The sequence below is a fragment of the Peptoniphilus sp. genome (genome assembly GCF_022767005.1).
Taxonomy (GTDB): Bacteria; Bacillota; Clostridia; order Tissierellales; family Peptoniphilaceae; genus Peptoniphilus_A.
This window is the reverse complement of record NZ_JALEOV010000034.1, coordinates 1-20,725: the sequence shown is the minus strand read 5'-3', so window position 1 is coordinate 20,725 and position 20,725 is coordinate 1. Positions and strand designations below refer to the sequence as shown.

Genomic DNA, 20,725 nt, shown 5'->3' with positions numbered 1-20,725 from the left:
GTGAAAAGAATTTTTGCTATTATTTTAAATGTAATTATCTTTGGATTAATGTCAATTTTACTTTCTAGGATTCCGAAAGGAAGCTTATTATTAAAATTGATTTATTCAATAATTTTAGTCATGGCAGGATTTAATGTAGCAAAGGGAATAAAAGAGGAGTAGGTTTCATCATGAAGCCTACTCTATTTTATTTGCGTAAGTTTTTAAAAATATGCCGACAACTTTGTGAAATCTTGCGATATCGGTAATATAGGCGTAGTCATTGCCATAGATTTTTTTGATATTTAAGCTTTCCGATTCTTCGCCAGTAAACACGCCAAAGGTGTTTATACCCATTAACCTTGTCAATAGCACTTCCTTTGATGTGTCCATGACTGCTTCGTCATCTTTATAATTTTCACCAGGAATTTTTGATGTGCCTACAATTCCTATGTCGATTTCGTCAAAGGGAAGTCCGTCAGTTAAAATTATTAAAAATCGCCTTGCATCGTAATTTTTTGAAATTAAATATCGCATAAATTTTATTGCAAGACCATCTCTATTAGATCCACTTGGCGAATATTTAAAGATGTTCATGTTTTTAATTTGAGGGTCATTGTAATCTCTATATTTTTTTATAACGAGATAATTGTAAAAATTATTGTAAGAAAAAATCCTAGTTTTTATATTTAAGCTTGTTAGAGACTCTGCAATAATGTAGCTTTCTGTTGCTACAATTTCTTTTCTTTTGTTTTGGGATGCAGAGGAGTCTAGCAGAATGTCAACAAAAATTTCGTTGGAATCCTTGTGATTTATTTTATTGAAAATTTTATAATCGCTAAGTTCCTTTGATTTCCAAATTTCAGAGGCAATAATTTTTCCCTCATTTGATTTTGCAATTTCATCTTCAGATTCTCTCAGCAGAGAATTTTTTATTATGCTTGAAAGTTCACGAATTGCACGTTGGTTTTGGATTTTGTTGTCTTCGTAAAATTTTAAATTTTCTAGGTAATTATTATTTTCTTCTTTGGCAAAGTAGGAATTTTTATTTTTAAATTCGCCACTGGGAAAATAAATTTTAATATCATTATGAATGTCTGTTGCGATTTTTGACGCAATTTTATCGGCAGTATGCCTTTTGATTTTTTCTATACCATAGTGTTTTTCTAATGCGTCGTAAATATTTTGGTCGCCAAAATTATTTTTAAAATTGTCTTCTTTTACATTTATATCTCTATAATCGTCGTTAAAGAAAGTAAACTCAGCAGATTCAATATTGTACCTTTCGAGAAAAGTGTTGTCCACAAATTTTTTTCTTTTGTAAGGGCGATTGTTATTTGAAGAAGAGTTGGACTTTGCTTCCTTTTTTAATTTCTCATAACTTTCGTCAATGTCATTGGGAAGATTTTTGTTAATGTGAAAATACTTTTTGAATAAATATTTTAAAAATTCTAGGTACTTAAATGTGTCTAAGCTTTTAAAACCATAAATTTCATCTAACATTTCTTCTAAAATTTTTTGAACCTTTGGGAATTTTCCTCTTTCTTTTCTAATGTATCCAATTTTTAACTCTGTTGTTAAAATTATTTTTTGTCTATTCAAGTGTTTTAAAATTTCTTCATCGTGAGATTTTTTGAAATCCAAAGTGCCAGGTCTTTCTAAAATCAATTCATGTGAAAAAATATTTTCAATAATTAGTTTTGAAATTTCCCAAAAGTCTTTTTTATTGTTTAAATTATTTATATATCTTTTGAAAAAGTCATCAATTGTATAAAAATAAAAATATTTCGACGCATAGCCAAGGATTGCAGCTTCGTAGGAGTCCTTTGGTTTTAGCGAGAATTTAAAAATATCGAAGTTATAAAGATCTGAAACAGTCCAAAATATATTTTTTAGTCTATTTTTATCCTTCAAATAAATCAGCTCTTTCAATATTTTTTACAAAGAGAGTGTCTATTACATCTGTAACAATTTCTCTCTCGTAGGAGTCAAAGGTTTTATCTACAATTCCAAGTTCAAGGGAACCTCTAATGTCTAATCCTTTATTCATAAGTTCAATGCTAGAAAGAAGTCCGCGAAGATCAATTGCCTTTGAAGAAATTTCTGAGTTAAGGGATTTCTCTTGCAAGTCCAAAAATAATTTTGTGAAAATTTTTATTGCATTTTTATTTAAATTTGTATTTTCTTTAAATAATTTTCCCAAATCGCTTTCTGCTATTGTTGGCATATCAATTACCAAAAACCTTGATACCAAGGCTTCGTTTAAATCACGAGTGCCAATGTAACCGTAATTCATTGTTGCTATAAATCTCGTTGCATCATTTAAGTTTAGTCTGCCATAACCAGAAACATCGATAACTCTCCTGTAATCAAGAGTTGAATGCACAACAGAGAGTGCTTCGTTTTTTGCCATATTTATTTCGTCAAATACTGCAAAGCCACCTTGTTCGGCAGCTTCGTAGACTGGTCCTTTTTTTAGGATAACTTCATTATTTTTAAAAGTATCAGAGCCAATAAGACTTGAGGGGTCTGATGCAATGTTTAGAGAAATCGTCCAAAGAGGTCTCTTAAAAAGATAGGCAAGATTTTCTGCTAAAACATTTTTGCCCGTTGCCTTTGGTCCAGATAAAAGGATGTTATCGCCAGATAAAATTGCTGCGATTGCCTTCTCCCAAGTTTTTTTGCCATAGTATTTATATTTAATTTTTGGAATTCTATATCTATATTCTTCATTTAATTCATGTTTTTCTATAAATTCATCCACTCCATTGAGTAGATCTTCTGAAACGCCTTGTGAAAGTAAGAACTCTCTCATTTCATCACCTCTAGCATATTATAACAAAAAGAAAAAATTTTATCTTAAATAATAATTTGTTAAAAATTTTTCTATGATATAATGAAATAAAAGGGGGATTATTATGGCTTGTGTGTCTAAATCTATAATAAGTTTAATAATAGGTTTTGGATTTTTTGTTGCAGTTTTTGTCCTTATAATATTGGCAATAATTGCCTTAATAAAATATATAAAAAACAATAGATGAACTAAAAATTAAATATATGACAATGGAAATGTTTTAATTTTACTATAACTTTTTTATGATAATTAGTTATTTTAAATATTTAATTTTACAAGGTTGTAAGATATTGTAAATGTTAGGATTTATAACTAGGTTCAAAATATCAACGATTATTTTTATTAACAAAGAAATATTTTGATTCATAATCTTTTAACATAGTATTATTTAATTAGTTGACTTTACTTTACACGCTAAAGACTTGAACTTATTTTTTCTTGTGGTATAATATTAAAAACTAAAAAAGGCGATAATTGAGAATAGTAATTTTAAAAAGTTTTTTAGAGAGCAGGTGGTTGGTGCAAATCTGTAAACATTTAAAATGAATCCACCTCATAGTCTATGAATTTTTAAGTGAACCATTTGGTTAATTAGGGTGGCAACGCGGGTCTCTCGTCCCTTTAGGGATTGAGGGGCTTTTTTTTATTTTAAGGGAGGATTTATGTTAGACATTAAATTTGTAAGAGAAAACCCAGAAGCAGTTAAGGAAAACATCAAAAAGAAATTCCAAGATGAGAAACTTCCACTAGTTGATGAAGTTATAAAAATCGACGAAGAACTTAGAGAAGCAAAAACTAAGGGAGATAATCTTCGTGCAGAAAAAAATCAAACTTCAAAAGAAATAGGAAGCTTTATACAAAAGGGTGAAAAGGATAAAGCCGAAGAAGCTAAAAAAAGAGTTGCTGAAATAAATAAAGAAATCACAGAATTAGAAGCAGCTGAAAGAGATCTTGGCGAAGAACTTAAAAAAAGGATGCAAATTATTCCACAAATGATTGATGATTCAGTGCCAATAGGAAAAGACGACAGTGAAAATGTGGAAATCGAAAGATTTGGTGAACCAGTTATACCGGATTACGAAGTACCCTATCATGTTGATATCATGGAAACCTTTGATGGAATTGATTTAGATTCAGCTAGAAATACATCAGGAGCAGGATTTTATTATTTAAAGGGCGATATTGCAAGACTTCACTCTGCAATTTTATCCTATGCAAGAGATTTTATGATCGATCGTGGATTTGAATATCACATTCCACCATTTATGATTCGTTCAGATGTTGTTACTGGTGTAATGAGTTTTGCTGAAATGGAAAATATGATGTATAAGATTGAAGGAGAAGACCTTTATCTAATTGGTACATCAGAACACTCAATGATTGGTAAATTTATTAATACAATTACTCCAGAAGAAGATATGCCACTTGCATTAACTTCTTATTCTCCATGTTTTAGAAAAGAAGTTGGAGCTCATGGAATAGAAGAAAGAGGAGTTTATAGAATTCACCAATTTGAAAAGCAAGAGATGGTTGTAATTTGCAAGCCCGAAGATTCAAAGGATTGGTTTGTAAAATTATGGCAAAATACAGTGGACTTCTTCCGTTCATTAGAAATTCCTGTAAGAACTCTTGAATGTTGTTCTGGCGACTTGGCAGATTTAAAGGTAAAATCTCTTGACGTTGAAGCCTTCTCTCCAAGACAAAATAAATACTTTGAAGTTGGATCTTGTTCAAATCTTGGAGATGCACAAGCAAGAAGACTTAATATTAAACTTCGTGGTAAAAATGGAACATATCTTGCACATACTTTGAACAACACAGTTGTTGCACCGCCAAGAATGTTAATTGCCTTCTTAGAAAATCTTCTACAAGAAGATGGCAGTGTAAAAATTCCAAAACCACTTCAAATGTATATGGGCGGAAAGGAAAAGATTGTTCCAAAAAAATAATTTAAGAGAATATTTTTGGGTAATATTAACTTAGATTGTTTTAGGCAAAATAATTTGATATAATTTATTCACTTAGGGGAGTAACTTTTAAATTTTCAGTCGTCATTACGGCATTGCCCGGCTGGAAAGCTTAGTATTAAGTATGTGAGACCGATGTAACAATCGGTCTCTTTTTTTATTTTATATGAAATTATAAGGAGGAATTATGGAAAAAAATTGGTATAATCAGTCGCCAGATGAGACCTTGAAAAATCTCTCGACAACAAAAGAGAAGGGACTATCTCATGAAGAAGCTCAAAACAGATTGCAAGAGTATGGAGAAAATGCACTTGAGGCAGAAAAGAAAAAATCCTTTGGAGAAAAGCTAAAGGAGCAAATCCTAGACCCAATGATAATTATTTTAATTGCAGCAGCAATTGTATCTGTTTTTGTAGGAGAAGCCCTTGATGCTGGAATTATCATTGCAATTGTAATTGTAAATGCCTTTCTTTCAATTTATCAAGAGGGAAAAGCAGAAGAAGCCATTGAAGCACTACAAAAGATGTCTTCGCCAAAGGCAAAGGTAATAAGAGATGGCGAACATGAAGAAGTTGATTCAAATAAATTAGTTCCAGGAGATATTATTGTCCTTGAAACAGGAGATATTGTTCCAGCAGATTTAAGGCTTATAGAATCATCAAATTTAAAAGTCGACGAATCATCACTTACTGGAGAATCTGTTGCTGTGGAGAAACACTATGACGCAATATATAGTGGAAAAATGGAAATTGGAGATAGAGAAAACTTAGCTTATTCTTCAACAATTGTAACTTACGGTAGAGGAATGGGAGTAGTTATTGAAACTGGACACAATACAGAGATTGGCAAGATTGCAACTTCAATTGCAACGGTAGGAGAAGAACAAACACCCTTGCAAAGAAAACTTGCAAAACTTTCAAAAACTCTTGGCATTTTGGTAATAGTAATCTGTGCAGTTGTAATGGCTGTTGGACTTTTATATAAACATGATCCACTAGATATGTTTATGACAGCAATTTCACTTGCAGTTGCAGCCGTGCCTGAAGGCTTACCTGCCATAGTAACAATTGTACTTTCAATTGGCATGGGCAAGATGGCAGAAAAAAATGCCATTGTCAAAAAACTTTTGGCAGTTGAAACTCTTGGAACAACTACAGTAATTTGTTCCGACAAAACTGGTACTCTAACGCAAAATGAAATGACAGTTGTAAAAGTTTTTACCGACGGAAATGTTTATGATGTTTCAGGAACTGGCTATGTCCCAGAAGGAGATGTAACTAAAAAAGAAGAGGTAGTTACAATAGAAGATGATGAAAACTTAAAAATTTTATCATCAATTGCAGCTCTTACTAATGATGCAAAATTAAAGGTGAAGGGCAGCGAAGCATCCATTACAGGAGATCCAACTGAAGGTGCGCTCCTTACTTTTGCAGAAAAAGCAGGAAATGGATTAGAAAATCTTTATAAAAAATTTGATAGGCTGGAAGAAATTCCCTTTGATTCAGATAGAAAGATGATGACAACTTTTCATGACAAAATTTTTGACGAAATCACATCTTTTACAAAGGGTGCACCTGATGTAGTATTAGATAGATGTAGTAAAATTTTAATTGGCGGAGAAGAAGTTGAACTAGACGATAAACTTAAAAAAGAAGTTTTAGATAAAAATTCAGAATTTGCAAGATCCGCTCTTAGATGTTTAGGTTATGCTTATAGAAAACACAAAACTCTTCCAAGTGAACTTACATCTGAAGTTGTTGAAAAGGATATGGTCTTCGTTGGACTTACTGGAATGATTGACCCATCAAGACCAGAAGTTAAGGATGCAATAAAAGAATGTAGAAGTGCAGGTATAAGACCAATTATGATTACAGGCGATTATCTTGAAACAGGTCTTGCAATTGCAAAGGACCTTGGTATTGCAAAATCAGATGATGAAGCAATAATGGGTAGAGAATTAAATGAAATGTCTGAAGCAGAACTTCGAGAAATAGTAAAGAAAAAATCTGTCTTTACGAGAGTTTCTCCAGAAAACAAAGTTCAAATAGTAACCGCCTTGAAACAAAATGGACATATAGCAGCTATGACAGGCGATGGTGTAAATGACGCACCAGCAATTAAAAAGGCAGACATTGGCATTGCAATGGGAATTACAGGGACAGATGTCGCTAAAAACACAGCAGAAGTAATTTTGACAGATGACAACTTTGCAACTATTGTAAATGCAGTTGAAGAAGGACGAATTATTTATTCCAATATTAAAAAATTTGTGGCATATTTACTTTCATGCAACTTGGGAGAAGTGTTAATAGTTTTAATTTCTATATTGATGAACTTGCCAGTGCCGCTTATTCCAATTCAACTTCTTTGGCTTAATCTTGTAACAGATTCTTTTCCAGCCTTAGCTCTTGGAGTTGAAAGAGGAGAAGCTGACATAATGAAGGAAAAACCGCGCGACCCTGACGAACCAATCCTAGACACAGAAATAAAAATAACAGTTGCAATTCAATCTATTGCAATAACAGTTGCAACACTTCTTGCATATTTTATTGGCTTAAAATGGTATGGATTAGGTGAAGGACTTCACCACGCAAGGACAATGGCATTTTCATCACTAATAATTTGTGAACTTCTTAGATCCTATACGGCAAGATCAATAGACAAGACTGTTTTTGAAATTGGAGTATTCACAAATAAAAAATTAGTAATGGCAACAGCATTTTCTTTCTTATTGATGCTAGTAGTAATCTATGTGCCAGTGTTAAACGATGCCTTTGGACTAATGGATTTAGGACCAAGAGAAATTGCAGTAGTGCTTGGCTCAGCAGTAATACCACTTTTAGCAGGAGAAATCCAAAAGAAAGTAAGATTTAGGAAAAATAAATAATTTATTATTAAATAAAATTTATAATGAAAAGCCGACATTGAAATTTAAGAGGTCAACTTAAATTTTTGTCGGCATTTTTATTATAAAATTTGTAAATAGAATTTTTATAATGTCTAAAAATGTTTAGCCTTTTTTATTGAAAATTTTAAATATCTTGACAAAATAAATACACGAGGTTAAAGTGTAGATATAAAACATATACACTTTAGATAAAAGGGGTTTGAGAAATTTATGAAAAAAGATTTAAAAATTTATATTGGCGTTTCATTTATTCTTCCATACATAATGGGATTTGCAATTTATTACTGCAAATTAAACAATATAAATACAAATATTTATCCTCTATTTCAAATGTTTATGCCATTTCTTGGTGTAGTAGCCTTATTGTACAGTGAGGATAAGAGTATTTTGAAGAATAGTGTAATTAAAATTTATATAATTACAAGTTTTATTTTATTTGCATTTTCAATAATAAATATTTTTTCTTCTAATTTTAATACAAGCTTTTCAGATTTTATAATCTTGATATCTGCGATTCCAATGATTATATGTATTTCAACTATGGATAAAAATCTTAAAAGAAAATTATGTTTAGACAATCCAAATAAGAAAACAACATTGTTAATTTGTCTAGTTTTTATAATTATTTATTTTCTAAGATTATTTTTGGGAGGTATATTACAGGGAGAAACAAGAGAGATAATAAAAATCTTAAATATTAATAGTGTAAAAATTCTTGTTTCAATTTTTATTTTTTCTTTTTTAAATATCGTGCCTTTTATAGGCGAAGAATATGGTTGGAGAGCATATTTAGCACCAAGGCTAAAGGAAATTTATGGATATAAAAAATCTATTCTGATTACGGGCTTTATTTGGGGGATATGGCATTTACCACTTAATCTTTTCTACTATTCCGATGGTCACTTAGCATCACAGATTTATTCAATACTTGGGCAAATTGTATTTTGTACATTTTTTGGAATATTTTTAACTTATGCTTATAATAAAACAAAATCTATTTGGGCTCCTGTTATGATACACTACTTAAACAACAATTTGGCATTATTATTTATTACAGATATTTCCAAGGATATTTTTTCTGGTCAACATTATGATTTAAAAGGATTTTTATTTACAAGTATAAGTTCAATTATATTTTTTGGAATCTTTATATTTTTTAATCACGTTAAAGATGAAAGCCTTTGGGAGAAATCGGTATTTGAAAACATAAAAGAAGACTAATTTTTAGTTTTTTTACCTAAATAATAATTAAAATAAATTAAAATAGTTTTAGCATAGAAAAAATGTATAATAAATTTAGGGGTTAATTATTGAATTATGAAAGGAGAGATAATTATGAAAAAGAGAGATTTGACAAAGTTTAAAACTCCACATACATATGCGATTATATTTTTCGTGGTAGTTTTATCTTGGATTCTTACTTTTTTAATTCCTGCTGGTAAGTTTTCAACTCATGAAGTTGAATATGAAAATGCAAATGGAGAAATTAGTTCAAGAACTGTATTGCAAACTGAAACATTTAGGTACATGCATCCACTAGACAAAAAATTTTTATCTGAAAATTTAAGTAAGTTATTTGAAGATAAAGAAGCGCTAGAAGAACATGAAATTGACGAAGATGGTTTTGCTCTACTTTTAAAAGAGCCAGCAGATTCTTGGACGGTAGAAAGCTTAGCTGAAGTTGGATTAACAGATGATACTTTATATGAAATTTATGGAGAAGATTTCTATGACACTTCAGTTAAATTAAATAAAACTGCAACTGTATGGGGTACAGAGGACTTCAATGGTTTTGGTTTTCTAAACTTTTTATTTGAAGGTTTAGTATCAGGTGACAAGTATGGATCAGCAGTTGGTATAATTGCTTTACTACTTGTTGTTGGGGGAGCCTTTGGAATTATAATGAATACTGGAGCAATTGATGCTGGTATTTATGCAGTAATAGACAAGACAAAGGGACTTGAAAAATTTGCAATTCCCATTTTATTTTATTTATTCTCACTTGGTGGAGCTACATTTGGAATGAGCGAAGAAGTTATACCATTTTCTATGGTCATGGTTCCCTTTGTAATAGCCCTTGGTTACGATTCAATTGTTGCTGTAACAGTTACCTTTGTTGCATCTCAACTTGGAAATGCAGTTTCATGGATGAGTCCATTCTCAGTTGCAATTGCACAAGGTATTGCAGGTATTCCTGTACTTTCAGGGGCTGGATTTAGACTTATATGTTGGGTAGTAGTTACAGGACTTGGTGCAGCTTATACAATGTTATATGCACAAAAAATTTACAAAGATCCTAGAAAATCTGTAACTTATGAAAATGACAATAAATTTAGACTAAAATTACAAGAAGATACATCTGCAAAAGAATTTAAACTTGGTCACAAGATTATATTATTAGAAATGCTTGCAGTTTTAATTTGGATTGTTTGGGGAGTTATGAAAAAGAGTTACTATATTCCAGAAATAGCATCTCAATTCTTCGTAATGGGTCTTGTTGGAGGTATAACAGCAGTTATATTTAAGCTAAACAACATGACAATTAATGATATGGCTTCAAGTTTTCAATCAGGAGCAGCTGACCTTGCAGGCACAGCAGTTGTAGTTGGTATGGCAAAAGGAATATTAATTGTACTCGGCGGCAGTGATGCAAATAGTTTTTCAGCATTAAATACAATACTTTATTCTGTGGGCAATGCCTTTTCAGGTGTACCTAAGACTTTAGCTGCCATAGGAATGTATTTATTCCAATCACTATTTAACTTAGTAGTAACATCAAATTCTGGACAAGCTGCTCTTACAATGCCAATAATGGCTCCACTTGCAGACCTTGTTGGACTTTCTAGACAAATTGCAGTACTTGCTTATCAAATGGGTGCAGGATTTATGGACGCCTTTACTCCAGTATCTGCAAGTTTAATTGGAGTACTAGGTGTTGCAGGAATTGATTGGTCTAAATGGGCAAAATTCCAAATAAAAATGCAAACATTCTTCTTTATTATAGGATCAGTAATACTTATTATTGCCGTTGCAATTAATTTCCAATAGGAAGTGGAATATGATAAAAATAATTAGAAATGTAAAAGTTTATACTCCAGAAAATATTGGCAAAAAAGATGTGTTAATACTTGGAGATAAGATTGCTTCAATAGAAGATAAAATTGATATAAAAATTTCCTCAATGGAAGTTGAAGAAATAAATGGAGAGGATAAAATTTTAACTCCAGGATTTATTGACTGTCACGTTCACATTTTAGGTGGTGGAGGCGAAGGTGGTTTTAAGACAAGAACTCCTGAAATAAATCTTACAACTTTAACCACAGCAGGTGTTACAACAGTTGTTGGCACACTTGGAACAGATGGAGTATGTAGAGATATAGAGTCACTACTTGCAAAAGCACGTGGACTTGAAGAAGAAGGAGTAACATCATATATCTACACTGGTTCCTATCAAGTGCCTACTCCAACTTTAACAGGAGATATTATGAAGGACATAATGTCAATTGATAAGATAATAGGAGCAGGAGAAATTGCACTTTCAGATCACAGATCATCACAACCAACCTTCGAAGAATTTATTAGACTTGCTGCAAATGTGAGAGTAGCTGGCATGCTTTCAGGAAAGGCTGGAATAATAAATATCCACATGGGTGATGGAAAGAAAAACTTAGATTATTTAAACAGAGCAGTAGATGAAACTGAACTTCCAATTACACAATTTTTGCCAACACATTGTGGTAGAAATAAGGAGCTTTTTGAAGAAAGTATAAAGTACATGAAACGCGGTGGATATTGTGACTTTACTGGAGCGGATGACCCCGATTTGTGGGAAAGAGAGTATGGAGAAGTTAGAATATCAAAGGCAATTAAAAGAATAATAGAAGAAAATATATCCCTAGATAATTTCACATTTACATCTGATGGGCAGGGAAGCTTTCCAATGTTTAACGAGAAAAATGAATATATTGGACTTGGCATGGGAAAATCAAGCTGTCTTTTAGAAGCAATAAAAGAATGTGTATTTAAAGAAGATATACCACTTGAAATTGCACTTCGAGGAGTAACATCAAATCCTGCAAGAATTTTATCATTAACTAATAAGGGAAAGATAAAAAAAGGATTTGATGCTGACATTAATTTGCTTGACGAAGAAACATTAGATATTGATACAGTAATTGCAAAGGGTAGGATTATGTTAAAAGACAAATTGCCAATAGTATTTGGAACCTTTGAAGAAAATAAATAAATTTAGAAAGCCTCGATTAATTTCGAGGTTTTTTATGCATAAATTCCTTTATTTATGTTATAATTCTAAAAAACTTTAAGGGGTGAAAAGATGATTAAAAATTTAAAAAAGACCTTTCCCTATACTATTCCAATATTTATTTCTTTTTTATTTATAGGAATTTCTTTTGGGATATTCACTTCATCAAAGGGATATGCACCGTGGGTTGCTCCACTTACTTCAGTTGTGATTTTCTCAGGATCAATTCAATTTGTTGTAGTTGAGGCAATGTATGCTGGCATGAATTTACTTTCTTTTGTTTTAATTGTTGCAATGATGAATATTAGACATTTCTTTTATGCACTTACTTGTCTTACGAAGTTTAGAGACATGAGTGAAGGTAAGAGAATTTATTCAAATTATGCCCTTTGTGATGAAGCTTATTCAATGATAATGGGCGTTCCTGTGCCCGATGATATGAAAGAGGAAGATTTTTATTTTTCTATAATAATTTTACTTCAAGCATACTGGTTTTTGGCTACGACACTTGGCGGAATTCTTGGAAATTTTGTAAAGACAGAAATTTTAGGAATAGATTTTATACTTACGGCTTTATTTTTAGTAATATATTTAAGTCAGTGGAATCAAACGACTGACCACTTTCCTGCTATTATTGGAGTTGTGGCTTCGGTGTTTTCATTAATTATCTTTGGAGAAAATTTTATTCTTCCAGCGATGATTATAATCTTAATCTTTTTATACATCGACTTTAAGAAAAAAGGGGAGGAAATATAAATGCTTAAATATATTTTTATCGCAGGTTTAATAACTGCGATGGCGAGATTTCTTCCTGGAATAATTTTTAGAAAGAGAAAACTAACAACCTTTATTGAATATCTTGGAGAAAAACTTCCCTATTCATTAATGGGGCTTCTCCTCGTATTTTGTATTAGAAAAGTTAATTTTTTAAACCATACAGAAGTAATACCTGTTGCAACATCCTTTGCAGTGATAATTTTAAGTTTTAAATTTATTAAAAACTTTTTCTTGTCCATTGCACTAGGAACAGTATTGTATATGGGATTTTTATATTTAATTTAGTTTTAAAACTGTCCTTATGGGCAGTTATTTTTTTGCAATTTTTATTGACAAAGGCATTTACAGGATATATACTGTAAATATAAAATATACACAGTATATATTAAGAATTTTGGTGATGATATGAAAATAATTATTTCAAATGACAGTGGTCTTCCAATTTATGAACAAATAAAAAATCAAATCAAGGCTCAAATTGTATCAGGAGATTTATACGCTGATGAACCGCTTCCTGGTATGAGAACTCTTGCCAGCGATTTAAAGGTTTCTGTTATAACTACAAAACGTGCTTATAACGACTTGGAGCAAGAAGGCTATATTTATTCTATGCCAGGTAAGGGCTCCTTTGTTAAAAAATTAAATGAAGAAGTTGTAAGAGAAAATGCTATGGCTGAAATTGAAAAACATTTTACTGATGCTATGACTGTTGCGAAAGCTGCAGGAATAAGTTTAGATGAGTTACAAGAAATTTTAAAGACCTTAGACGAGGTGGACTGATTATGAAAAGTATAGAAATAAAGAATTTAAAAAAAGATTTTAAGGATTTTGAACTAGATATTGACAGTTTAGACATACCAGAGGGTGCAGTTATTGGACTTATTGGCGAAAATGGTGCAGGTAAGACAACTCTTTTAAAATGTATTTTAGATTTGTATAAATATGGTGGCGATATAAAAGTCTTTGGCGAAAAAATTCATAAAGAATCTTTTGAAAGAATTGGAGTAGTTTTGTCAAATTCCTTTTTTAACGAAAGTTTTAAAGTTAAAGATGTAGTTGATATATTAAAAGTTGCCTACAAAAATTTTGACGAAAAACTTTTTTATGAGCTTGCAGATAAATTTAAGATGCCAAGGGACAAAAAATTAAAGGAACTTTCCACAGGAAATTTAATGAAATTAAAAATAATTTCTGCAATTTGCCACAATCCAGAACTTTTGATTCTTGATGAACCAACATCTGGTCTTGACCCAGTTATTCGTGACGAGATAATTGAGTTTTTATTTAACTATATGCGTGACGGCAATAAGACAATATTATTTTCTTCACACATTTTATCTGACATTGAAAAAATTGCAGACTATATAATTTATATTCACGATGGAAAAATTATTCTATACGATGAGAAGGATGCTCTTATAGAAAAATATGGAATTTTAAAAACTTCTGAAGAAAATTTAGAGAAATATGGCGATTTTATTTTGAAATTGAGAAAAAATAAATATTCCACAGAAGCTTTGATTAAAAATGTAGAAGTCTTTAAAGAATTTTATCCTAATGAGGTTGTTGACAAAGTAAATGTAGAGGACATAATGATATTTTTGTCAAGAGGTGCAAAATGAAAGCAGTTTTATATAATGATTTTAAACTGGTAAAGAAAATTGCAATCCCATTTACAATATTTATTGGAGTCATACTTGCCATAAGTTTATTTACTACTGGAGAAATTTCTAATAGAATTTTCGTTCAGTGGGCATTTACTATGATATTTATCATGAGAACTCAAATTATCTTTGGGGATAAATTTAATGATTTTGAAAAATTTATTACTATGCCAGTTTCCATAGAAGACTATTCTATCGCTAAAATAATAAAAAATTTTGTAATATTTTCTATTACCTCTATTATTTTTTGGGTTGGATTAATTATTAGCAATCAAGAAGTCAAAGTATCAATTTTAAATATATACCTAAATATATTTATTGCTTTAGACTTTTTGAGTCTAAGTTTAAGTCATATTTTATACGCAAAACTCCAAAAAGGAATTGTGATTTTATTTTACGGCCTATTAGTAATAGGATTTGGCATAGCTACCGCAATGGGATACGGAGCTTATTATGATTATTTAATAGATTACAAATCAATATTTATAATTGCTTCTGTAATAATTTTCGTCTTATCCCTATGGGCAGATTATAAATACTCAACAAAAAACATTAGAGAGGGGCAAATAATATGAAAATACTTTTATTAAATGATTTTAAAATTAGAAAAAAGTTTATTATTGTTTATTTCATATTTATAGGAATAATTTTTGCTTTAAAAAGTCTTGGACTTTTCTCAGAGGAATTTTCTTTCTTTGCAGACAAAGCCTTTGCAGTATTATTTATGTCAGCCCTCCTAATTCACTATGTCCTATATATAATATCCAGCGAAGGAATGATATTGGACAAGAGCAAGCCTTACCTTTTGACACTTGGTGCATCAAGGAGAGACCTAATAAATGTAAAATTTCTAAAGGTTCTTATTATTTTTATAATAGATTCAATATTAGTTTTTTACATCATGCAAGAGGTTGAAATAAATGGCATGGACTTTAACCTAGGATTTTTTATTGTGCTATTTTTAATGGCCTATTACCTTATAAGTATTCCAATCTATCTTTACTTTGGACAAACAAGTGGTGTGGGAACAATGTTTACATCATCGCCTGCGCTTCTTCCTATATTAGATAAGTTTGGAAAAAATCCAACAGGATTTTTTATTGGAATAATTAAAGGAAGCAGCAACTTAGTCTTATCCTTATCTTTAATTATTTTCATTATAATAATTTATGCCGCAGCTAGAATAATAGCGGAGAAAAAAGATTTTTAAATATTAATAGACTCAAAGGACTTTTGATTTCAAGAGTCCTTTTTAATTTCAAAATTTATAAAATAAAAAGTTTACCATCTTTGTGCCATTTAATCTAATTTGTGATAGAATAAAAACTGAATTTATTAAGGAGGAAAAAGAAAAATGGAAACAAATTCAAGTTTTTTAGAAAAGACTTTTTCTCTTACTGAGAGAAAGACAAATGCCAAGACAGAGTTTATGGCAGGACTTACAACTTTTATGACTATGTCCTATATATTAGTTGTAAATCCAAATATGTTATCGGAAACTGGAATGGACAAGGGTGGAGTTTTCACTGCGACTATTTTATCGTCAATTATTGCAATGCTCTTTATGGGATTATTTGCAAACTTGCCCTTTGCACTTTCAGCAGGAATGGGGCTTAATGCTTTCTTCACTTATACAGTAGTTTTAAGCATGGGTCACGATTGGACCTACGCACTTACTGCGGTATTTTTGGAAGGTGTTATCTTCATAATCATGAGTTTATTTAATATTCGTGAAGCAATATTTACATCAATACCCATGTCATTAAAAAATGCAGTGTCAGTTGGTATAGGACTTTTTATAACTTTAGTTGGACTAATATCTTCGGGAATGATTGTAAATAACGATGCAACATTAATTTCACTTGGAGAAATTGCAACAAGACCTTCAGTTGTATTTATAGTTTCCCTAATGGTTATGGCATTTTTGACAGCTAAAAATGTCAAGGGAGCACTTTTATATGGAATAGTAACAGGAACAATTCTTGCACTTATTTTAGGAGTTACTCATCTTCCTAATGGATTACTATTTTCACTTCCACCATCAATATCAAGTGTTGCCTTTAAACTTCACTGGGGAGATTTATTTACCTTTGATATGTTCTCTGTAATGTTTACATTTTTATTCGTAGACTTATTTGATACTGTGGGTACTTTAACTGGAGTTGCGACAAAAGCAGGATTAATAGACGAAGAAGGAAATTTGCCAGGAGTTGGTCGTGCCCTTTTATCTGATGCCATAGGTACAGTTGTGGGAGCACTTCTTGGGACAAGTACAGTTACAACTTTTGTTGAATCTGCATCAGGAGTAGCAGACGGTGGTAGAACTGGACTTACATCTCTATCATGTGCTTTCTTTTTCCTATTATCGCTATTTTTATTTCCAATCTTTTCAATTGTGCCAGCACAGGCAACGTCTGCAGCTCTTGTAATGGTTGGACTTTTTATGATTAGCCCAATTAATCAAATAAAATTAGATGATTTCACAGAATCTGTGCCAGCATTTTTAACAATGGTTACAATGCCCTTTGCTTACTCAATTGCAGAAGGAATTTCTGTTGGAATGATTTCTTATGTAATTTTAAAAGTAGCAACAGGTCGTGGAAAAGAAGTATCACCTGTAATGTATATCTTGGCAATTATATTTACTCTAAGATATTTAAGACCAATTTTGCCATTTTAATAAAGTAAGGGACTTTAGCGTTTTAGATGCTAAAGTCTTTTTTATTTGATAAAATATTTTAAGGTATTGTTTAGGTGTAAAGAAAAGAACTTAAAGACAAGTTTATATAATATATTAAGAGCCAAGGAAAATCCTTAGCTTTTTATATTATCTAGTGTTATTTCATCATAAATCTACACATAAATAATTAAATTCAAGCATTAATAAACTATATTGCAATAATAAATATCTTATAATTTATCTATTTATGTTAAAATATTTGTAGTTATTTTAAATAAACTGATATAATAAATATATTAAGGGGGATTTTTTATGAAAAAAATGCTTTTATACATAGTTATGACCTTTATACTTTTTGTAAATGTTTTTGCAGCTGAAGATATTCAAGTTGTATTAGAGCAACCTGCAGTTTCAGAGGCGAAAAGTGGAGATACTTTTAAGTATAATTTAATTGTTAATTTGCCAAAAAATTATAAGGAAAAATATTCTTCCTTCTCTGTTACACTTTTATTTGACAGTGCAATTGAAGTTAAAAGTACAAAACTTTTAGATGAAGCAGAGTCCAAAGGTAAACTGGATATTAGAGAAACCTCTATAAAAGGGAAAAATCAAAACATTGTAACTATAAATGCAAATGATCTATCAGTTATAAAAGGATACAAGTTAAATCTTGAAATTATAACAAAGATAAAAAATGATGTGGGCTCAAGTTCCAATTTAAAAAATTCCTTTGTTCTAAGTTATGTGGACAAGGGCGGAGAAACAAAGAGCGACCAAAAAAATCTCGAGTCTTCAACAAAGACACAAAATGGAACTCTTTCAATAAAGGATGTATATCAAGATTCAAATGAAATTGTTGGAAATACTGAAAAAAATGCAAGTGTCAGAGTTGCAATAGACAAAAAAGTTGTTGCCAATGTTAATTCTGATGATAAGGGCAATTTTAAAGTAGAAAATTTAGATTTAAAAGAAGGTTCCTTAATTAGGATAGTTGCTGAAACTAAAGATAAAAAAGCAAGTTTAGATTATATTGTTAAGCCTAAAGTTGAGTCTAAAAAATCAACTGAACTTGTAACTGAAAATAATGAAGAAAAAGATTTATATAGCACAATAAAAACTCTTGAAAAATTAACTGATTATGTAGATTTTGCAAAAAATCTTTCCACTGCAAAAGCAAGTAATCAAAATGAAAAGAGAATTCGCGCTGCAATTGCATCAGCTGAATATGTAGTTGTAAAAAGTGAAGTTTCAACAGAAGAAATTAATAAATCATTAGAAGAGTTACAAAAATCAATCGAAGTTATTAGACTTCCATATATGTCAGGCATTTCAAATGATAAATTTGCTCCTAACGAAAAAATAACAAGAGCTGAGGCTGCTTCAGTTTTAAAAAGAATAATTGATGACAAGGCAAACGCTAATGACACAACTTCTTTTAAAGATGTAAAAGAAGGCACATGGTATTATGACAATATAGTTTTTGTTGAAAAGGAAGGATTAATTTCTGGCTATTCTGACGGCACTTTTAGACCAAAGGACGCAATGACTAGAGCACAATTTGCAAGCATGATGGCGAATTATTTGAAATTAAAAGAAGGCAACAATCCAATTACCTTTAAGGATGTAAAGGAGGATTTCTGGGCAAGTAAAGCGATAAACACTTTATCAAGCCATGGAATAATGGTTGGAAAATCAAAAAATGAATTTAAACCAAATGATAAAATAACAAGGGCAGAAGCTGCTACAATTTTTAACAAAGTTCTAGACAGAAAGATAAATAAATCTTTCTTAGATAAATATTCAAAGAACCCATTTAAAGATCTTAACAGAGATCATTGGGCTTATTACCAAGTTATAGAAATTACAGCAAAATAGAAAGGATGAAAAAATGTCAGATGTTAAAGTAAGATTTGCACCATCACCAACAGGATATTTACACATTGGTGGACTTAGGACTGCATTATATAATTATTTGTTCGCAAAAAAGAATGGCGGCAAATTTGTTTTGAGAATCGAAGATACAGATAGAACTAGATATGTTGAAGGCGCCATAGAAAATTTAATTGATTCCCTTGAATGGGCAGGCATTACACATGACGAAGGTGTCTTTGTAAAAGATGGAGAAATCGTAGATGTTGGAGATTGTGGACCTTATATCCAATCCAATAGACTTGAAATTTACCGAAAGTATGTTGATGAATTAATTGAAAAGGGCTACGCTTATTATTGTTTTTGTTCTAAGGAAAGACTTGACAATCTACGTGAAGAACAAAGAATAAAGGGAAAAGTGCCTAAGTACGATGGACTTTGCCGTGGCATACCTCTTGAAGAAGCAAAGAAGAGAGTTGCAGCAGGAGAAGATTATGTTATAAGATTAAAACTTCCTAAGAACAGGGACATTACATTTCACGATGCAGTTCGTGGCAAAGTTACAATAAATACTGATGAAATCGATGACCAAGTTTTGATGAAATCTGACGGATTTCCAACTTATCACTTAGCTGTAATAGTTGACGATCACCTTATGGGAATCACTCATATTGTAAGAGGCGAAGAATGGCTTCCATCAACTCCAAAGCATGTATTTATGTATGAATGTTTTGGTTGGGATGCACCAGAATTTGTTCACCTTCCAACAGTTTTAAATAAGGATAGAAAAAAACTTTCTAAGAGACAGGGCGACGTTTCAGTAGAAGACTTTAGAAAAAGAGGATATCTACCTGAAGGAATTGTAAATTACCTTGCACTTGTTGGTTGGTCTCCTGAAGATGGCGAAGAAATTATGACAATGGATGAATTAATTGAAAAATTCTCCTTTGAAAGAGTTGGAAAGAGCGGAGGAATTTTTGACACAGATAAATTAAACTGGGTTAACTCACATTACATTAAGTCCTACGATTTAGACAAACTTTCTGAACTTTCAATCCCCTTTGTTACAAAATCTGGACTCTTATCTGAAGAAGAAATTAGAGAAAGTTTTGAGTGGTACAAAATTTTAATCGACACAGTAAGAGAGGGAATAGACAAATTAGAAGACATTCCTGAACACATTGACTTTTTATTTGGAGATATTGAAATTACGGAAGACTCAGCTAAAGAAGAGTTAGCACAAGATCATGTAAAGGGACTACTTGAATCCTTTATAAAAATTGTAGAATCTCATGATGAAATCGACATGGAAACTGCAAAGGGACTTATGAAAGAAGTGCAAAAGGATTCTGGAGTAAAGGGCAAGAAACTTTATATGCCAATTAGGGCAGCAATCTCTGGAAATGTTCATGGACCAGAAATGCAAAATATTTTATATCTTTTAGGAAAAGATAAATTAATTGAAAGAGCAGAAAAAATAAAAAATTCTCTATAAATTTAGAGACAATAAAAGAGGGCTGTCTACGAAGAACAGCCCCTTATTTTATTATCTTAAAAATTATTTTAAAACTCCAAATTCATAGTCTCTGTCTTTAAAATATTTTATAATAGACCTTAGAGAGTCTACTGTAAGTTGTTTATTTGTCGCATCGTGCGCAAGTACAACTGCAATTTTTGTGTTTTTATTTTCATGAAGACTTTTATCTAGATAATTTACGAAACCGTCAACTGTTGTAGGTCTAACAGATTTTTTCTCTGCATCG

At 31.1% G+C, this 20,725-nt stretch carries 17 protein-coding genes, 1 pseudogene and 1 other annotated feature; of the genes and pseudogenes, 15 read left to right on the top strand and 3 right to left on the bottom strand.

The features are described from left to right. Nucleotides 1-177 precede the first annotated feature (177 nt). Together MR285_RS02540 and MR285_RS02535 are read right to left on the bottom strand one after the other, a co-directional pair. The gene (locus MR285_RS02540; RefSeq protein ID WP_293557709.1) at nucleotides 178-1,893 is read right to left on the bottom strand and encodes a hypothetical protein; all 1,716 of its coding nucleotides are present in this window, start codon (nucleotides 1,891-1,893) and stop codon (nucleotides 178-180) included. Next, nucleotides 1,883-2,794, bottom strand: coding sequence for an AAA family ATPase (locus MR285_RS02535; protein ID WP_293557707.1), 912 nt, complete (start codon nucleotides 2,792-2,794; stop codon nucleotides 1,883-1,885). Before MR285_RS02535 ends, MR285_RS02540 begins: the two co-directional genes overlap by 11 nt. A 103-nt stretch (nucleotides 2,795-2,897) precedes the next feature. Between MR285_RS02535 and MR285_RS02530 the strand changes: the two genes are divergently transcribed. The 15 genes from MR285_RS02530 to gltX all read left to right on the top strand — a co-directional run bounded on the left by MR285_RS02530 (nucleotide 2,898) and on the right by gltX (nucleotide 20,457). Next, on the top strand, nucleotides 2,898-3,020 hold the full coding sequence (locus MR285_RS02530) for a hypothetical protein (RefSeq protein WP_268875154.1): 123 nt from the start codon (nucleotides 2,898-2,900) through the stop codon (nucleotides 3,018-3,020). A gap of 274 nt (nucleotides 3,021-3,294) precedes the next feature. Further along, nucleotides 3,295-3,457 (top strand) — a binding site (T-box leader). Between the two features lie 38 nt (nucleotides 3,458-3,495). Then, nucleotides 3,496-4,782: a serine--tRNA ligase gene (gene serS / locus MR285_RS02525; protein ID WP_075660225.1), complete on the top strand. Its 1,287-nt coding sequence runs from the start codon at nucleotides 3,496-3,498 to the stop codon at nucleotides 4,780-4,782. Between the two features lie 205 nt (nucleotides 4,783-4,987). After that, nucleotides 4,988-7,687 (top strand): calcium-translocating P-type ATPase, SERCA-type, encoded by a 2,700-nt coding sequence (locus tag MR285_RS02520; protein ID WP_293557701.1) that lies wholly within the window; start codon nucleotides 4,988-4,990, stop codon nucleotides 7,685-7,687. A gap of 231 nt (nucleotides 7,688-7,918) precedes the next feature. Continuing rightward, nucleotides 7,919-8,929 (top strand): type II CAAX endopeptidase family protein, encoded by a 1,011-nt coding sequence (locus tag MR285_RS02515; protein WP_293557699.1) that lies wholly within the window; start codon nucleotides 7,919-7,921, stop codon nucleotides 8,927-8,929. A 114-nt stretch (nucleotides 8,930-9,043) separates the two neighbouring features. Beyond that, nucleotides 9,044-10,756 (top strand): putative basic amino acid antiporter YfcC, encoded by a 1,713-nt coding sequence (gene yfcC, locus MR285_RS02510; protein WP_144015216.1) that lies wholly within the window; start codon nucleotides 9,044-9,046, stop codon nucleotides 10,754-10,756. A 10-nt stretch (nucleotides 10,757-10,766) separates the two neighbouring features. Continuing rightward, nucleotides 10,767-11,954 (top strand): beta-aspartyl-peptidase, encoded by a 1,188-nt coding sequence (gene iadA / locus MR285_RS02505; protein WP_293557695.1) that lies wholly within the window; start codon nucleotides 10,767-10,769, stop codon nucleotides 11,952-11,954. A 90-nt stretch (nucleotides 11,955-12,044) separates the two neighbouring features. Continuing rightward, complete coding sequence (locus MR285_RS02500; protein WP_293557693.1) at nucleotides 12,045-12,728, top strand: AzlC family ABC transporter permease; 684 nt, start codon at nucleotides 12,045-12,047, stop codon at nucleotides 12,726-12,728. Beyond that, on the top strand, nucleotides 12,729-13,034 hold the full coding sequence (locus MR285_RS02495) for an AzlD domain-containing protein (protein ID WP_293557691.1): 306 nt from the start codon (nucleotides 12,729-12,731) through the stop codon (nucleotides 13,032-13,034). A 120-nt stretch (nucleotides 13,035-13,154) separates the two neighbouring features. Beyond that, nucleotides 13,155-13,529, top strand: a complete 375-nt coding sequence (locus tag MR285_RS02490) for a GntR family transcriptional regulator (RefSeq protein ID WP_293557689.1) — start codon at nucleotides 13,155-13,157, stop codon at nucleotides 13,527-13,529. A gap of 2 nt (nucleotides 13,530-13,531) precedes the next feature. Further along, nucleotides 13,532-14,371, top strand: coding sequence for an ABC transporter ATP-binding protein (locus MR285_RS02485; RefSeq protein ID WP_293557687.1), 840 nt, complete (start codon nucleotides 13,532-13,534; stop codon nucleotides 14,369-14,371). After that, nucleotides 14,368-14,988 (top strand): hypothetical protein, encoded by a 621-nt coding sequence (locus tag MR285_RS02480; protein ID WP_293557685.1) that lies wholly within the window; start codon nucleotides 14,368-14,370, stop codon nucleotides 14,986-14,988. Before MR285_RS02485 ends, MR285_RS02480 begins: the two co-directional genes overlap by 4 nt. After that, complete coding sequence (locus MR285_RS02475; protein WP_293557684.1) at nucleotides 14,985-15,623, top strand: ABC-2 transporter permease; 639 nt, start codon at nucleotides 14,985-14,987, stop codon at nucleotides 15,621-15,623. The genes MR285_RS02480 and MR285_RS02475 overlap by 4 nt, the downstream gene beginning before the upstream one ends. Nucleotides 15,624-15,767: 144 nt before the next feature. Then, a complete protein-coding gene (locus tag MR285_RS02470) occupies nucleotides 15,768-17,093 on the top strand; it encodes an NCS2 family permease (protein WP_293557682.1) in 1,326 nt (441 codons plus the stop codon). A 312-nt stretch (nucleotides 17,094-17,405) separates the two neighbouring features. Next, nucleotides 17,406-18,968, top strand: coding sequence for an S-layer homology domain-containing protein (locus MR285_RS02465; RefSeq protein ID WP_293557680.1), 1,563 nt, complete (start codon nucleotides 17,406-17,408; stop codon nucleotides 18,966-18,968). 13 nt (nucleotides 18,969-18,981) lie between these two features. Next, a complete protein-coding gene (gene gltX, locus MR285_RS02460; protein WP_293557678.1) occupies nucleotides 18,982-20,457 on the top strand; it encodes a glutamate--tRNA ligase in 1,476 nt (491 codons plus the stop codon). A gap of 63 nt (nucleotides 20,458-20,520) precedes the next feature. On the opposite strand, the pseudogene MR285_RS02455 reads toward gltX, so the two are convergent. Continuing rightward, a pseudogene (locus MR285_RS02455) lies at nucleotides 20,521-20,725 on the bottom strand (polysaccharide deacetylase); the annotation flags it as partial.

Bases quoted from the DNA above. Each gene is read 5' to 3' on its own strand.
- MR285_RS02535 (WP_293557707.1), bottom strand. From the start codon at position 2,794: ATGAGAGAGTTCTTACTTTCACAAGGCGTTTCAGAAGATCTACTCAAT.
- MR285_RS02530 (WP_268875154.1), top strand. From the start codon at position 2,898: ATGGCTTGTGTGTCTAAATCTATAATAAGTTTAATAATAGGTTTTGGA.
- serS (WP_075660225.1), top strand. From the start codon at position 3,496: ATGTTAGACATTAAATTTGTAAGAGAAAACCCAGAAGCAGTTAAGGAA.
- MR285_RS02520 (WP_293557701.1), top strand. From the start codon at position 4,988: ATGGAAAAAAATTGGTATAATCAGTCGCCAGATGAGACCTTGAAAAAT.
- MR285_RS02515 (WP_293557699.1), top strand. From the start codon at position 7,919: ATGAAAAAAGATTTAAAAATTTATATTGGCGTTTCATTTATTCTTCCA.
- yfcC (WP_144015216.1), top strand. From the start codon at position 9,044: ATGAAAAAGAGAGATTTGACAAAGTTTAAAACTCCACATACATATGCG.
- iadA (WP_293557695.1), top strand. From the start codon at position 10,767: ATGATAAAAATAATTAGAAATGTAAAAGTTTATACTCCAGAAAATATT.
- MR285_RS02500 (WP_293557693.1), top strand. From the start codon at position 12,045: ATGATTAAAAATTTAAAAAAGACCTTTCCCTATACTATTCCAATATTT.
- MR285_RS02495 (WP_293557691.1), top strand. From the start codon at position 12,729: ATGCTTAAATATATTTTTATCGCAGGTTTAATAACTGCGATGGCGAGA.
- MR285_RS02490 (WP_293557689.1), top strand. From the start codon at position 13,155: ATGAAAATAATTATTTCAAATGACAGTGGTCTTCCAATTTATGAACAA.
- MR285_RS02485 (WP_293557687.1), top strand. From the start codon at position 13,532: ATGAAAAGTATAGAAATAAAGAATTTAAAAAAAGATTTTAAGGATTTT.
- MR285_RS02480 (WP_293557685.1), top strand. From the start codon at position 14,368: ATGAAAGCAGTTTTATATAATGATTTTAAACTGGTAAAGAAAATTGCA.
- MR285_RS02475 (WP_293557684.1), top strand. From the start codon at position 14,985: ATGAAAATACTTTTATTAAATGATTTTAAAATTAGAAAAAAGTTTATT.
- MR285_RS02470 (WP_293557682.1), top strand. From the start codon at position 15,768: ATGGAAACAAATTCAAGTTTTTTAGAAAAGACTTTTTCTCTTACTGAG.
- MR285_RS02465 (WP_293557680.1), top strand. From the start codon at position 17,406: ATGAAAAAAATGCTTTTATACATAGTTATGACCTTTATACTTTTTGTA.
- gltX (WP_293557678.1), top strand. From the start codon at position 18,982: ATGTCAGATGTTAAAGTAAGATTTGCACCATCACCAACAGGATATTTA.